General features: G+C 35.0%; 14 protein-coding genes. 10 read left to right on the plus strand and 4 right to left on the minus strand.

The window, feature by feature from the left end:
* Positions 1-111: 111 nt before the first annotated feature.
* Positions 112-1,752 carry a S41 family peptidase gene (locus GTR01_RS03315; RefSeq protein ID WP_160136434.1) on the minus strand — a complete coding sequence of 547 codons (1,641 nt, stop codon included), beginning with the start codon at positions 1,750-1,752 and terminating at the stop codon, positions 112-114.
* A gap of 278 nt (positions 1,753-2,030) precedes the next feature.
* Between GTR01_RS03315 and GTR01_RS03320 the strand changes: the two genes are divergently transcribed.
* The 9 genes from GTR01_RS03320 to GTR01_RS03360 all read left to right on the plus strand — a co-directional run bounded on the left by GTR01_RS03320 (position 2,031) and on the right by GTR01_RS03360 (position 10,421).
* The gene (locus tag GTR01_RS03320; protein WP_160136648.1) at positions 2,031-3,257 is read left to right on the plus strand and encodes an HD domain-containing protein; all 1,227 of its coding nucleotides are present in this window, start codon (positions 2,031-2,033) and stop codon (positions 3,255-3,257) included.
* A 71-nt stretch (positions 3,258-3,328) separates the two neighbouring features.
* Positions 3,329-4,360, plus strand: a complete 1,032-nt coding sequence (lpxD, locus tag GTR01_RS03325) for a UDP-3-O-(3-hydroxymyristoyl)glucosamine N-acyltransferase (RefSeq protein WP_160136435.1) — start codon at positions 3,329-3,331, stop codon at positions 4,358-4,360.
* The gene (locus GTR01_RS03330) at positions 4,353-5,750 is read left to right on the plus strand and encodes a bifunctional UDP-3-O-[3-hydroxymyristoyl] N-acetylglucosamine deacetylase/3-hydroxyacyl-ACP dehydratase (protein ID WP_160136436.1); all 1,398 of its coding nucleotides are present in this window, start codon (positions 4,353-4,355) and stop codon (positions 5,748-5,750) included. Before lpxD ends, GTR01_RS03330 begins: the two co-directional genes overlap by 8 nt.
* Positions 5,751-6,545: an acyl-ACP--UDP-N-acetylglucosamine O-acyltransferase gene (gene lpxA, locus GTR01_RS03335; RefSeq protein WP_160136437.1), complete on the plus strand. Its 795-nt coding sequence runs from the start codon at positions 5,751-5,753 to the stop codon at positions 6,543-6,545.
* Complete coding sequence (locus GTR01_RS03340; protein ID WP_160136438.1) at positions 6,545-7,216, plus strand: hypothetical protein; 672 nt, start codon at positions 6,545-6,547, stop codon at positions 7,214-7,216. The genes lpxA and GTR01_RS03340 overlap by 1 nt, the downstream gene beginning before the upstream one ends.
* A gap of 17 nt (positions 7,217-7,233) precedes the next feature.
* Positions 7,234-7,800: an elongation factor P gene (efp, locus tag GTR01_RS03345; RefSeq protein WP_045500255.1), complete on the plus strand. Its 567-nt coding sequence runs from the start codon at positions 7,234-7,236 to the stop codon at positions 7,798-7,800.
* Positions 7,801-7,867: 67 nt separating this feature from the next.
* A complete protein-coding gene (locus GTR01_RS03350; RefSeq protein ID WP_160136439.1) occupies positions 7,868-8,770 on the plus strand; it encodes a UDP-3-O-(3-hydroxymyristoyl)glucosamine N-acyltransferase in 903 nt (300 codons plus the stop codon).
* A gap of 90 nt (positions 8,771-8,860) precedes the next feature.
* Positions 8,861-9,733: a succinate--CoA ligase subunit alpha gene (sucD, locus tag GTR01_RS03355; protein ID WP_160136440.1), complete on the plus strand. Its 873-nt coding sequence runs from the start codon at positions 8,861-8,863 to the stop codon at positions 9,731-9,733.
* 16 nt (positions 9,734-9,749) lie between these two features.
* Positions 9,750-10,421, plus strand: a complete 672-nt coding sequence (locus GTR01_RS03360) for a porin family protein (RefSeq protein ID WP_160136441.1) — start codon at positions 9,750-9,752, stop codon at positions 10,419-10,421.
* A 222-nt stretch (positions 10,422-10,643) separates the two neighbouring features.
* Here the strand turns inward: GTR01_RS03360 and GTR01_RS03365 are convergent, their stop codons facing one another.
* From GTR01_RS03365 to GTR01_RS03375, 3 genes are all read right to left on the minus strand, one after another.
* Complete coding sequence (locus GTR01_RS03365; RefSeq protein ID WP_160136442.1) at positions 10,644-11,954, minus strand: ABC transporter permease; 1,311 nt, start codon at positions 11,952-11,954, stop codon at positions 10,644-10,646.
* 4 nt (positions 11,955-11,958) lie between these two features.
* Positions 11,959-12,870, minus strand: a complete 912-nt coding sequence (locus GTR01_RS03370; RefSeq protein WP_160136443.1) for an ABC transporter ATP-binding protein — start codon at positions 12,868-12,870, stop codon at positions 11,959-11,961.
* A 104-nt stretch (positions 12,871-12,974) separates the two neighbouring features.
* Positions 12,975-13,325: a T9SS type A sorting domain-containing protein gene (locus GTR01_RS03375; protein WP_160136444.1), complete on the minus strand. Its 351-nt coding sequence runs from the start codon at positions 13,323-13,325 to the stop codon at positions 12,975-12,977.
* 118 nt (positions 13,326-13,443) lie between these two features.
* On the opposite strand from GTR01_RS03375, the gene hemB reads away from it, so the two are divergent.
* The gene (hemB, locus tag GTR01_RS03380; RefSeq protein ID WP_160136445.1) at positions 13,444-14,433 is read left to right on the plus strand and encodes a porphobilinogen synthase; all 990 of its coding nucleotides are present in this window, start codon (positions 13,444-13,446) and stop codon (positions 14,431-14,433) included.
* Positions 14,434-14,532: the final 99 nt, after the last annotated feature.

Consider the following 14,532-nt stretch of genomic DNA (forward strand, 5'->3'; position numbering starts at 1 on the left):
TTGTATCAAAATGTTGACCAAATCCTTTTAAAATCTCACAAAATAGGAAGTTTAAAAGTTAAATATTAGTTAAATGGAAATACCCCTTGATATTTCCCATTTCAATACGTTTCAATTCTTATTTTTTATATACAGCAAAGCTCTTTCCAAAACTTCATCTTTTCCGTTTTTTATTCCTTCTACATTTGGTTTTACCAGAATATCCGGGATAATTCCGATTCTTTGGGTTTCTCTGCCATCAGGATAATAAGCACCGAGTCCGGTAAAGCAAGTGTCTAAGCCGGCCAATTTAAATCTGATAACATCTCCATTGGCACCTGAAGTATTACTACCAATTACTTTGGCTTTTGGATGTTGCTTGAACATCATGGTTGTAGTCTCTGCCTGGCTTTGTGTATTTTCGTCTGCCAAAACAATTACATTTCCTTTATAATAATCGGGATTCATTACACCAATATTGTTCTTTCTGCTATAAAATTTTCCAGGGTAAGTAGTTTCTGAGAAGTTAAACAGATAATAAGTGCTGGATTGAGGGAGTAGCAGTTTACTTAAATGAATGATAGTCTGATTGGGGTAATTTCTACTATCGAAAATGATAGATTCTGTGGATTTCAGATTTTTATACATTTCATTCACATCATCTTGGGTAAGAATTCCCATGTTGACATATCCGATTTTCTTTTCTTCATCTAAAAATTTCCATTTTTGAGGAGTCGGAATCTTTACCATGATGATATCTTTAAGAAGATAAGTTTTGGCAATGATTTCTAAATTTTGTCCATTTCTTTCCAGCTTCACCGAAAGAGAATCACTTTTACTAAAAAGAAGCTTATTTTTTATCTTATTTACTTTACCCCATGAATTAGACGCTGGGACATATTTTCCAAGGGAATTGACCATTTGAGGAATTGTTTTTCCATTGACATCGTAAATAGCATCACCAATATTAAAAGGTGTCTCTTCGTGAAACTTGTTTCCATTGATTTTTGTGATCACCAATTTTCCTTCGGCATAAGAATATTCTACCGGAAGTTTTTTGTCGCCATATTGAGTAAGGTTTATCGTTGGCGATGAAAGAAAAGCATGCGAATCGTCAGTCTTTGTTACCAGTTCAGCTAAGGTCAGCTGATAATCCTTATCGTTATTGATGCTGACAAATTTGGGAATCATTTCTTTTAATACATCATTCCAATTTTGATCTGTTTCATATTTATAAGGAAAAAAATATTCCACATAATTCCAGTATCTGAAAAGTTCTAGTAAGCTGGTTATTTTTAAGGTAAATCGTGACCCATAAGAATTTTCATTCCGGAAGAATATTTTTCGCCCTCCCGTTCCTATATAATGATTGCTTCCAATATTACGATTGCTTTCAATATAGCGAAGCTTTTGAGAGATTGCTTCCGTGAATATATCACGATTATCCATCCAGCTTAGGTCAAAATTTTTCAGAAAATAAGTTTTATCATTTTGAGGTAAGCACCCCGTACACTCATCAATTTTTCCAAGACTTGTAATCCAATTAGAGTACAACGCGTTCAATGTGGCCTTATCATTAATTTTTTCAAGCTCATTAATTTTTTGAAAAAGTTGTTGATCCCAATTCAGAGTTCCCTTGGCTACGTTGGGATGGTAATACTTTAAAAATCCCCAGACTCTGCAGAGAGATTCCAGTTTTTGATTTTCAGATAAAACCTGTGCGGAAAAATGTAGACTTAAAAATAAAAAAATGAAAAGAGAATACTTTCTCATCAAAAGATTGAGTTTTTCTCAAAGATAAGTGATTAATGTAAGAATAGCAAAGGTTTTTTGAGGAATAATTAAGTAGGAAATCCGGGAGTTGGAAGAAGGAAGTTCCTGGATGTTGTAACAGTCAATATATAGTAATGATTTTCAAAATCAGCCAACTTTAATTATTCATTGTGCTCAATAACTTCCAGCCTCCCTCTTCCAGCTTCCTGCCTTAATACTAATTTAATCCTCCCTCAAAATTAAAATCCCTAACTTTGTTTACTTATATAGAAGTTCCAATGCAGAATAAGCTAAAAATTATCAACGATCCTGTTCATGGATTTATCAAAATACCTCACGAAATTTTATTTGATATTATTGAACATCCTTATTTTCAAAGATTGAGGAGGATTGGGCAGACCGGCCTGTTGAACCTGATTTTTCCGGGAGCGACGCACACAAGGTTTCATCATGCCCTGGGAGCGATGCATTTGATGTTTACAGCATTAGAAACCTTAAAGCAGAAAGGCGTTAAGATTTCTGAAGAAGAAGAAAAAGGAGCGATGCTGGCTATTTTAATGCATGATATCGGACATGGGCCATTCTCTCATGCTTTGGAGAGTATGCTGATGGACGATTGGCATCACGAAAAACTATCTTTGCTTTTGATGAATAAGCTGAACGAAGAATTTGATGGTCAATTATCCATGGCCATTGAAATGTTTCAGGGGCAATACCACAGAAAGTTTTTTAATCAACTGATTTCATCTCAGCTGGATGTAGACCGATTGGATTATCTGAAAAGAGATAGCTTTTTTACAGGCGTGTCGGAAGGAAATATTAATACACAGAGAATTATTTCCATGATGAATGTTTGTGAAGAAGGAGAATTGGTTATTGATGCAAAAGGTATTTATTCTATAGAAAATTTTTTAACCGCCAGAATGTTCATGTACTGGCAGGTATATTATCATAAAACCTCTGCTTTGGCAGAATTTCTATTAGTGAAGATTCTTGAAAGAGCAAAATATCTGATTTCTCAAGGGGTTGAATTGCCGGCTACAGAGAATTTAAAGTATTTTTTATACCGTGGAAAAAGCACTGCAACGGATGAAGATATAGAAAGATTTACCAAATTGGATGATAATGATGTGATTCAAGCCATGAAAGAATGGCAGAATTCCGACGATTTTGTCTTATCCTATTGGTGTAAAAGTGTTATCGAGAGAAATCTTCCAAAAACTATTATTTCATCACATCCTTTTGATCAGAAGATTATTGAAGAAAAAATAAAAATTACCAATGAATTTTTTGAAATTGATAACGGGACAGAATTGGTTCATGAGATAAAAAGAAAACTTTTACCATACGATACCGAAAAGCAACCCATTTATTTATTGCAGAAAAATGGGAAAAGAATGAAGCTTCACGAGTCGGAAGATCAGCTTTTATCAGGGTTGATGGTTAATAAAACCACTCGTTATATTCTTATGTTTCCAAGAGATATATCCCGTTTAGATTCTTAAATAATATTAAAATTGAATATCTGAAATCAAAAAATGTTTGCAAATTATAGAATTTCTTATCTTTGCAGAATATGGAATTCACAGCTTCGCAAATTGCAAGTTTTATTGACGGAAAAATAATAGGTGATGAAAATGCACTTATTACAGGGGTTTCTCCAATTGAAAATGGAGAATCAGGACATCTTTCTTTTATAGCACAAGATCGATTTTCTCATTTTTTAGATACCTCAAAGTGCTCTGTAATCATCGTTTCGGAAAAACTTCTGAATAAAAATAGTTATAACCCTACCTTAATTGTAGTAAAAGATGCTTATTTATCTTTTCAGATTCTGATGAACTTATATCAGGAGATGAGAGGAAGAAAAGAAGGCATTGAAGATGGTTCATCCATTCATGATTCAGCTGTGATAGGTGAAAAAGCTTATATAGGAGCATTTACGTATGTTTCCGAAAAGGCTAAGATTGGTGATGGGTCGCAGATTTATCCACATGTATACATTGGAAAAGGAGTAAAAATTGGTAAAAACTGTAAAATAGACAGTGGTGCCAGAATTTATGACTACTGTATCATTGGAGATAACTGTGTCATTCATTCTAATACAGTAGTAGGAGGAGATGGTTTCGGGTTTCAGCCCACGGCTGAGGGATTCAAAAAAATTCCACAGCTTGGAAATGTAATCATTGAAGATGATGTAGAAATTGGTTCAAACTGTAGTATAGACAGAGCCACTATAGGTTCTACCATTATTGGAAAAGGAACAAAAATTGATAATCTGATCCAGATTGCTCACAATGTGAAAATAGGACAAAACAATGTTATTGCAGCGCAAGCTGGAATTGCAGGTTCTACGACTATTGGAGACTGGAATCAAATCGGTGGTCAGGTAGGTGTTGTCGGACATATCAAAATCGGAAACCAAGTGAAGATTCAGGCTCAGAGTGGCGTGAACTCTAGTGTTAACGATAGAGAAACTTTATATGGTTCTCCGGCAATCAGCTATAATGACTATTTAAGAAGCTATGTACATTTCAGAAATTTCCCTGAAATAGTCAACAGAATAAATAATCTTGAGAATAACTCAAAAGATAATACTAATGAGTGATATGCAAAAAACGCTTCAGGAAGAGGTAACACTTTCTGGAATAGGCCTTCATACTGGTAAAGAAGTAAAACTTACCATCAAACCCGCAAAGGAAAATACGGGATTTGTATTTGTAAGAACCGATTTAGAGGGCAACCCTCAGGTTGAAGCTGATGTTAATTATGTAGTAGCAACAGAAAGAGGAACAACGTTAGAAAAGCTTGGCGTAAAAATCACTACCTGTGAGCACCTTTTGGCAGCTTTGGTAGGTTGTGATATAGACAATGCAATATTGGAAATGGATGCTTCTGAGCCGCCTATTTTAGATGGATCTTCAAAATATTTTGTAGAAGCTATCGAAAGTGTAGGAGTGGTAGATCAGAATGTTGCCAGAGAATATTTGGTTGTAAAAGAAGTACTTACTTACAGTGATCCGGCTACAGGTTCGGAAATTACAATCATTCCTTCAGATACTTACGAAGTAACTACTATGGTAGATTTTGGAACTAAAGTATTAGGAACTCAAAATGCTACCCTTAAAAATATTTCCGAATTTAAAGACGAAATCTCTTCAGCGAGAACATTCAGTTTCTTACATGAATTGGAAATGCTTTTAGATCACGGATTGATCAAAGGTGGAGACATCTCCAATGCGATCGTTTATGTAGACAAGGATCTTACTCCGGAAACTACAGAAAAATTGAAAAAAGCCTTTGGTAAGGATAATGTATCCATCAGACCAAACGGTATTCTTGATAACCTTAACCTAAACTATCCTAACGAAGCTGCAAGACACAAATTACTTGACGTAATCGGTGATTTAGCTTTAGCAGGAGTGAAAATTAAAGGGAAAGTTATTGCTAACAAACCAGGCCATTTCGTAAACACTCAGTTTGCGAAGAAACTAAATCGTCAGTGGAAATTGCAGAAAAAGAAAAACGTTCCGGATTTTGATCTTACGAAAGAACCGGTATTCGATATCAACGGAATCATGAAGCTTATGCCTCACAGACCTCCGTTCTTATTAATTGATAAAGTTCTTGAACTTTCAGATTCCCACGTAGTAGGATTGAAGAATGTTACCATGAACGAACCTTTCTTCGTTGGACACTTCCCTAAAGAGCCTGTAATGCCAGGTGTACTTCAGGTAGAAGCATTAGCTCAGACAGGTGGTATTCTTGTGCTGGCAAGCGTTCCGGATCCTGAAAATTATTCTACATATTTTATTAAAATAGATAAAGTAAAATTCAAGAGAAAAGTAGTTCCAGGAGATACTATTATTTTCAAAATTGAATTAATAGAGCCTATCAGAAGAGGAATCGTACACATGCAGGGGTACGGATATGTAGGAGATACAGTGGCAGTAGAAGCAGAGCTTATGGCTCAAGTTGCAAAAAATAAAGTTGATTAAATGATTCATCAGTTAGCAGCCGTAGATAAACGTGCGAAAATCAGCAAAAATGTAATTGTAGAACCCTTTACTACAATTGCAGGAGATGTAGAAATTGGAGAAGGAACATGGATTGGTCCAAACGTTACCATCATGGATGGGGCAAGAATAGGAAAAGATTGTAAGATTTTTCCCGGGACTGTAATTTCTGCAATTCCTCAGGACTTAAAGTTCGATGGAGAAGATACACGAACCATTATTGGAGATAATACTACTTTAAGAGAATGTGTAACAGTAAATAGAGGAACAAAAGCTTTAGGGTATACCAAAGTAGGAAGTAACTGCCTTATCATGGCGACTTCTCACGTTGCTCATGACTGTATCATAGGAGATAATGTGATTATTGCCAATGGTTGTGGTATTGCAGGACACGTTGAAATCGGAGACTTTACCGTAATGGGAGGGTTATCTGCTGTTCAGCAGTTTGGTAAGATCGGAAAACATACCATGATTTCAGGAGGATCTTTGATCAGAAAAGATGTTCCCCCTTATGTAAAAGTGGCTAGAGATCCTATTTCTTATGCGGGGATTAATTCAGTAGGTCTTAGAAGAAGAGGATTTTCCAATGAGAAGATCTTTGAAATCCAAAAGATTTACAGAGCCATTTTCCAAATGAAGATGAACGTTTCCCAAGCGTTGGCATATATTGAAAAAGAAATGCTTCCTACAGCTGAAAGAGATGAAATCCTTCAATTTATCCAAAACTCCCCAAGAGGTATTGTAAAAGGATACGGAACAGGTAAAGACAGCAACTAATGAAAAAGTTGTTCTTCTTTTGTATTTTAGTTATTTCTAACTTTTATCTGGGACAAGATCAAAAAATAAAAGGGATGGAGTTTTACTACGGGTTTTCAGATTATAAAAAAGATAGTTTGGTTAACCCCAATGTGTATGCAGAAGTAAAAAGCCAAAATGAGGATTATATAAAAATGTCAGCTTTCAGATTTATAGATACTGACAAAAAAGCCAAGAAAGCCAATAATGCATGGCTGATGAAATACCAGGATAACCTGTATTTTAGTATGACTTATGCCTCTTTCATCTATTCCTTTGATACATTTGCAAAGGTGAATGTAATTGGAAAGAAGTATTTCTTGATTTATTTAGATGAAACAAAAGACAGAAAAGCCATTTCATACAATAATCCTTATGGAGGAAGCCTTGTAGGATTAGCTATAAATGCAGGTTTGACACCAAAATCTGCATGGAAGGATAAAAAGGGAAACTCTTATAAAGTTCTTCTGGTAGATGTTGAAAAATCAAATAATACTTTTGATAAAAGAGATGTTAGTTTTGGATTCATTGTAGATACAAAATTAATTCTTAAACTTGTGGATAATGATCCTGAAGTAATTTCAAAATTAAAAGATAATAAGTATTATTTAGAAGATATAATCGACTTAGTGAATAAAGAGAATAATAAATAAAAGAATATAATATATTAATGGCAACAAGTAACGATATTAGAAAAGGTCTTTGCATCGAATTCAGCAATGATATTTTTAAAGTAATTGAGTTCCTTCACGTAAAACCAGGAAAAGGTCCTGCATTCGTAAGAACAAAATTAAAGTCTGTGACAAACGGAAAAGTATTAGATAATACATTCTCTGCTGGTCACAAAATTGAAGAAGTAAAAGTAATCACAAGAAAGTTCCAGTATCTTTATGATGACGAGAACGGATTCCACTTCATGAATAACGATGATTTTTCTCAGTTATATTTAAATAAAGAAATGATTGAAAACTCAAACTTGATGAAAGCAGGTGAAGAAGTTACCATCATTTTGAAAGAAGCTGATGAAACTCCACTTTCTGCTGAACTTCCACAATCAGTATATCTGGATGTTATTGAAGCTGATCCAGGGGTAAAAGGAAACACTGCTACCAACGCTCTTAAAAACGCAATCGTTGAAACAGGAGCAAGAGTAATGGTTCCTTTGTTCATTGAACCGGGAGACAAAATTAAAGTAAGCACTGAAGACGGTAGCTACTTAGAAAGAGTAAAAGAATAAATAAAATTTACATAAATTCGGGTTGCATTAGCAGTCCGAATTTTGTTTTATAAGAAAATCTATTGTTATGAGATTCCATTCTCCGCAAAAGCTTAGAACAATCGCAGATTTAATAGGCTCAAAATTTGTTGGCCCGGAAGACTTTGAAGTATTGGGTACCAATGAAATTCACATGGTAAAACCTGGTGATATTGTTTTTGTAAACCATCCCAAATATTATGATAAGGCACTGAACTCTGCTGCTACCATCATTTTGATTGATAAAGAAGTAGACTGCCCGGAAGGCAAGGCGCTGCTGGTTTCTGATGATCCTTTCAGGGACTTTAATAAGATCAATACCCACTTTACGAGAATTTATAACTTTACAGAAGAGCTTCACGATGCTGAAATTGGCGAAGGAACAAAAATTCACCATTCTGCAGTAATCGGAAACAATGTGAAAATTGGGAAAAATACTTTAATTTTCCCTAACGTTGTTATTGGTGACAGAACAGAAATAGGAGATAATGTGATTATTCAGTCCGGTACAGTAATCGGAGGCGATGCTTTCTATTACAGAAAACTGGATGGTAATTTTGACCGCTTAATTTCTGTAGGAAATGTAGTTATTGAAAATAATGTTGAAATCGGAAATAATTGTACAATTGATAGAGGAGTTACAGCCTCTACAGTTATTGGCGAAGGTTCTGTTTTGGATAATCTGATCCAGATCGGACATGATACAGTTATCGGGAAAAAATGTCTTATTGCTTCCCAGGTGGGAATTGCAGGATGCTGCATCATTGAAGATGAGGTAACCATGTGGGGACAGGTTGGAATCGCTTCAGGACTTACCATTGAGAAAGGAACAGTATTATTAGCTAAAGCAGGAGTGAATAAAGATCTTGAAAAAGGAACTTATATTGGGCTCTTTGCCGAAGATTTCAAGACTTATCTGAAAAAAGAAGTAAAACTGAGAAATCTCAAATAAACAATTCCAAAGGTTTTGTCCAAAATCAAAGAAATTTGAGTAAATTTGTGAGCATTAATAAAATAATAAATAAATTAAAACAACAATAAAATGTCAATTTTAGTAAACAAAGATTCTAAAGTAATTGTACAAGGATTTACAGGGAACGAAGGAACTTTCCACGCTGGTCAGATGATTGAATACGGAACAAACGTAGTAGGTGGTGTTACTCCAGGAAAAGGAGGTAGCGAGCACTTAGGGAAGCCGGTATTCAACACAGTAGCTGACGCTGTTGAAAAAGCAGGAGCAAACGTAAGTATTATTTTCGTACCGCCGGCATTTGCAGCAGACGCTATCATGGAAGCTGCTGAAGCAGGAATCAAAGTAATTGTATGTATTACTGAAGGTATTCCTGTAGCTGATATGGTAAAAGTAAAATCTTACATCGCTGACAGAGACTGCAGATTAATCGGACCAAACTGCCCTGGAATCATTACTTCTGAAGAAGCTAAAATTGGTATTATGCCAGGTTTCGTTTTCAAAAAAGGTAAAGTAGGTATCGTTTCAAAATCAGGTACCCTTACTTACGAAGCTGCTGATCAGGTAGTAAGAGCAGGTTACGGTATTTCTACAGCAATCGGAATCGGTGGTGACCCAATTATCGGAACTACTACAAGAGAAGCTTTGGAATTATTTATCAACGATCCTGAAACTGAAGCTGTTGTAATGATTGGTGAAATCGGTGGAGGACTTGAAGCAGAAGCTGCTAGATGGTACAAAGCTAGTGGATCTACTAAGCCAGTTGTAGGATTTATCGCTGGACAAACAGCTCCAAAAGGAAGAACAATGGGTCACGCAGGTGCTATCGTAGGTGGTGCTGAAGATACAGCTCAGGCAAAAATGGAAATCATGAGAGAGAATGGTATCAACGTTGTTGATTCTCCTGCTGATATCGGTTCTACTGTAGCTAAGATCCTAGGATAATATAAAACCACATACTATGAAAAAACTTTTATTAGCCTCAGCTTTAGTCCTTTCTACATTATCCTTTGCACAAGTGCAGTGGAAAAATACTAGATTTGGACTTACAGCGGGTTTAAACTATTCAAGAGTATCTAATGCCCATAATCCTTCAGGCCCAAGATATGCCTTTCAAGGTGGAGCTTTGGCTTTAATTCCCGTAGGAAAGGCAAATCAGTTTTTTATCCAGCCTGAGGTTTTATACTATGGGGCAGGAGAAACTGGTAAAGATAGTGATGCTAAGAATGCTAGTGGTTATAATGCAGTATATGCTAATAACTATCTGAGTGTGCCTCTTTATTTTAAAGGGTACTTTTCAGAAGCTGAATCTGAATTCTTCGGATTAGTAGGGCCTAGATTTAACTTTTTGCTTAATCAAAACGTTAAAGATGTTCCAGCAAACAGACCTTATTATGATCCTAATGTTACTGACCCTTCACAACCTCCGGGAGTGAATGGAAAAGCAAATAGCTTTAACTGGGGAATAGGATTAGGAGTAGGATATAGCTATAAGAGACAACTTGAAGTAGCTTTAAAATATGATTTAGGTCTTTCAGATACTTATCCAAATCTTGCAAAAGAAAAAGGAGGTTCTGATAAGAAAAAATCTGAACAGGTTATAGCACTTACATTAAGTTACATATTCAAATAAATTATTTTATTCAGAATATAAAAATAGAAATCCCGGAAAGTATTTTTCGGGATTTTTTTATGGTTCAAATAAGCAGTAAATAAGCCTGAGAGTTTTAAAAAAATGTTCTAAAAATACTTGTAGCTGATTTCCGAATAGATATCAGATGTTTATTATTTAAAATAAAAATGACAAATCTGCTATTTGCAAATTTGCCATTTTAAAAATTATTTGTTTATAAGACTAGCCTTTGATCCACTTCCAAAGCTCCTTCAAAGTAGCTTTATTCCCATACATCAAAATTCCTACACGATAGATTTTTCCGGCAAGGAAGATCATAAAGATAGTGGTTGCCAATAATAATATAATCGATAAAGCAATCTGCCATGCAGGAACTCCAAAAGGTATTCTTGCAATCATCGCAACCGGCGAAGTAAATGGTATAATTGATAACCAGAAGCCCAATGGGCCGTCAGGGTTGTTCATTAATGAAAAACTACCATACATTCCTAAAGTTAAAGGCAAGATGGCAAATAGAGTGAATTGCTGAGTTTCTGTTTCATTATCCACTGCAGAACCAATAGCCGCATAAATTGAGCTGTAGAAAATATATCCTAAAAGGAAGAAAACAATAAACACAAAAATGATCAATGGAAAATTAAGTTCCAATAAACTGTGTGAAATCTGAGTAGCAAGCTGAGCGATATCCAGTTTACTTGCAATTTGTTCGTTAGCACCAGGTACATTTTGCTGAAGAGAGGAGAAGCCGGTATTAAGAACAAGAGCACCAATTACAGACATTGTAATCCAAATAAGAAACTGTGTAAGGGCTACCAGAGTTACTCCAAGGATTTTCCCCATCATAAGTTCAAATGGTTTCACAGATGAAATAATGATCTCTACAACACGATTGTTTTTTTCCTCCAAAACACTTCGCATCACCCTTACTCCATAAATAATGATGAACATGAAGGTAACATACATCAGAACCATACTTAGCCCGGATTTTACCCCAAAAGTAAGATCAGAATCCTCTTTGTTGTTATCTGCAACATTAATGGTCTTCAGACTGAAACTCTTATCAAGATCATTAAGCTGAGTTTCCTGAATCCCTAATTGCTTTATTTTTTCCTTTTTAACAACATTCGTAATATCGGAAATGATTTTCTGCTTGGTATCAAATCCCATTTTACTGTTGATGACCAATCTCGCTCCGGTTTCAAGTTCTTCATAATTTTGTCCTTTTAATTCAGGTAAAATTAATATCCCATCCAGAGATTCATTTCCTTTTAAATTATTGATTTTAGACTTTTCATCGGCAGCGGAAACATATACATAATTTAGTTTATCATTAGACTTCAGCTGATTGGTGAATAGTCCACTTTTGTCAACAACTTCAATAACACTGTGTGACTCGTTGGCTTTAAACATTAAGCCGATCACAGAACCAAAGGCAATAATCAGGATAGGAGCCAATAAAGTCAATATGATAAAGGATTTTTTCTTAACCTGCGTAAGAAATTCCCTCTTTGTAATTAAAAAAATATTTTTCATAAAATTAAGAATGGTTACTTACAGCGTTAATAAACACTTCATTCATACTAGGAATTCTTTCATCAAATGATCTTACTTTTCCTACATGAACAAGATCAAGAAGAATATTATTCTGATCCGCTTCATTTTTCAGGTCAAAAGAAACCAGGCTGTTTTCATTTGAGAAGTTGAAGATCTCGTATTTGTTTTTGAAGCTTTCTAATTGTTCATTATTCACTTCGGAAAGGGTAATTCCAAAAATATTTTTCTTGAATTTTTCCCTTACATCGAAAACTCGTCCATCTATAATTTTTTTGGAGTTGTTGATCAATGCTACATAATCACACATTTCTTCCACACTTTCCATTCTGTGGGTAGAAAGAATGATGGTTGTTCCATTATTTTTAAGATCAATAATCTGATCTTTGATCAAATTGGCATTTACAGGATCGAAACCTGAGAAAGGTTCATCAAGAATTAAAAGATGAGGTCTGTGAAGTACAGTGACTACAAACTGAATCTTTTGTGCCATTCCTTTAGAAAGTTCAGAAAGCTTTTTCTTCCACCATTGGTCGATATTAAGTTTATCAAACCATTTTTTTGCCTCGTTCAGAGCATCATTTTTACTCATCCCTTTCAGTTCTCCGAAATAAAGAATCTGATCACCCACGCTCATGTTTTTATAAAGACCTCTTTCTTCAGGCATATAACCGATATCTTTGATGTGATTTTGGTTCAGTTTTTCTCCATTGATTAAGATCTCTCCGGAGTCGGCCTGGGTAATTTGGTTGATGATACGGATGAATGATGTTTTTCCGGCTCCGTTAGGCCCTAAAAGTCCATAAATACTGCCTTTAGGAACATGGATGCTGAAATCATCCAATGCAACCTTTTTCCCGGCATTATAGGTCTTTTTAATATGTTCAGCTTTTAGCATTAAGTTGTTTTTTACAATTAGTATAAAAAAGTCCTTAAAGTTACGGAAATATTAAAAGAGATTGGTATAAAAGAAAAAATCCTGATGATTATCAGGATCTTAATTTATTGTTTTACGATTTGAGTAACTTTCTGCGTATTGTCGCTTAAAAGATAACGAATCAGATATTTTCCGGGTTTTAATTTTTCAATATTAATCTCTCCGGAGTTCATATTGACAGTATAATTAGCGACTTGCATACCCAAAATAGAATAAAAAGTCACACTTTTGATTCTTAAAGAAGAATCTTTTGCCTTAATGATAAGGAAATCCTTTGCAGGATTTGGATAAGCAAGCAAAACACCATCATCTGCTTTCTGAGTGATGGAACTCGGCTCTCTAAGCTGAGCTTGTAAATTGTTGGAAAAACCAACAAAAGTGCCTACAATTAGAATTAAAAGTAAAAGTTTTTTCATCAAATTTATAATTTCTCGAATATATATAACAAATATAACAAATTCTACAATTTCTTACAATAGTTTTTTGTATAACTTGTATTAAATTTGTAGAAACTTATTCAAAAAGTATTCCAAAATGATACATTCAAGAAATAGAAGACTTAGAGTTAATGAATCTATCAGAAGTTTGGTAAGAGAAAATGTGCTTACAACTGATGATTTTGTAATGCCGATCTTCGTAATGGAGGGCGAAAACATGCAAGAACCGATCCCGTCGATGCCGGGAATTTTCAGGCGAAGCATAGATTTAACAGTAAAAGAATGTAAGGAATTATTTTCTTTAGGTGTAAAAGCTGTCAATTTGTACATGAAGGTGTCCGAAAATCTGAAAGATAATACCGGAAAAGAAGCATGGAACAAAAACGGATTGATGCAGAATACGATCAAAGCGATCAAAGATGCTGTTCCGGGAATGGTGGTAATGCCAGATGTTGCATTAGATCCTTATTCAATCTATGGACACGACGGAATTATTGAAAATGGAAAAATCCTAAATGATGCTACCAATGAGGCACTGGCAAAAATGTCAGTATCCCATGCAGAAGCTGGAGCAGATCTTGTAGCGCCAAGTGATATGATGGATGGCAGAGTGCAGGTGATTCGTGAAGCATTGGAGCAAAGTGGATTTACAGATGTAGGTATCGTAAGCTATGCTGCAAAATATGCAAGTTCTTTCTATGGGCCTTTCAGAAGTGCTTTAGATAGTGCACCAAAAGAAAATGTTGAAATTCCAAAAGATAAGAAAACATATCAGATGGATTTCCACAACACTCGTGAAGCGTTGAACGAAGTATTTAAAGATATTGATGAAGGAGCAGACGTTATTATGATTAAACCGGGACTTCCTTATCTGGATATCGTTTCCAAAGTACGTGAAGCGATAGATCTTCCAATTGCTGTTTATAACGTAAGCGGTGAATATGCAATGGTGAAAGCAGCGGTTCAGAACGGGTGGTTAGATAATGATAAAACCATCATTGAGAATCTTACATGTTTCAAAAGAGCAGGTGCAGATATGATCTTCACTTATTTTGCTAAGGAAGCAGCAATGATCCTCAACAAATAATAAATTTTACATCCATAAAAAAGAGATTACTTCATCAGTAATCTCTTTTTTCTATAATGATACTCTGTTATCCAAAACATACTTTGTAATAAGGTTTCC

This window comes from Chryseobacterium sp. c4a, from assembly GCF_009900745.1.
Taxonomy (GTDB): domain Bacteria; phylum Bacteroidota; class Bacteroidia; order Flavobacteriales; family Weeksellaceae; genus Chryseobacterium.

Excerpts from the sequence above, each read along its gene's own strand:
- GTR01_RS03315 (WP_160136434.1), bottom strand. The coding sequence starts at position 1,752 with ATGAGAAAGTATTCTCTTTTCATTTTTTTATTTTTAAGTCTACATTTT.
- GTR01_RS03320 (WP_160136648.1), top strand. The coding sequence starts at position 2,031 with ATGCAGAATAAGCTAAAAATTATCAACGATCCTGTTCATGGATTTATC.
- lpxD (WP_160136435.1), top strand. The coding sequence starts at position 3,329 with ATGGAATTCACAGCTTCGCAAATTGCAAGTTTTATTGACGGAAAAATA.
- GTR01_RS03330 (WP_160136436.1), top strand. The coding sequence starts at position 4,353 with ATGAGTGATATGCAAAAAACGCTTCAGGAAGAGGTAACACTTTCTGGA.
- lpxA (WP_160136437.1), top strand. The coding sequence starts at position 5,751 with ATGATTCATCAGTTAGCAGCCGTAGATAAACGTGCGAAAATCAGCAAA.
- GTR01_RS03340 (WP_160136438.1), top strand. The coding sequence starts at position 6,545 with ATGAAAAAGTTGTTCTTCTTTTGTATTTTAGTTATTTCTAACTTTTAT.
- efp (WP_045500255.1), top strand. The coding sequence starts at position 7,234 with ATGGCAACAAGTAACGATATTAGAAAAGGTCTTTGCATCGAATTCAGC.
- GTR01_RS03350 (WP_160136439.1), top strand. The coding sequence starts at position 7,868 with ATGAGATTCCATTCTCCGCAAAAGCTTAGAACAATCGCAGATTTAATA.
- sucD (WP_160136440.1), top strand. The coding sequence starts at position 8,861 with ATGTCAATTTTAGTAAACAAAGATTCTAAAGTAATTGTACAAGGATTT.
- GTR01_RS03360 (WP_160136441.1), top strand. The coding sequence starts at position 9,750 with ATGAAAAAACTTTTATTAGCCTCAGCTTTAGTCCTTTCTACATTATCC.
- GTR01_RS03365 (WP_160136442.1), bottom strand. The coding sequence starts at position 11,954 with ATGAAAAATATTTTTTTAATTACAAAGAGGGAATTTCTTACGCAGGTT.
- GTR01_RS03370 (WP_160136443.1), bottom strand. The coding sequence starts at position 12,870 with ATGCTAAAAGCTGAACATATTAAAAAGACCTATAATGCCGGGAAAAAG.
- GTR01_RS03375 (WP_160136444.1), bottom strand. The coding sequence starts at position 13,325 with ATGAAAAAACTTTTACTTTTAATTCTAATTGTAGGCACTTTTGTTGGT.
- hemB (WP_160136445.1), top strand. The coding sequence starts at position 13,444 with ATGATACATTCAAGAAATAGAAGACTTAGAGTTAATGAATCTATCAGA.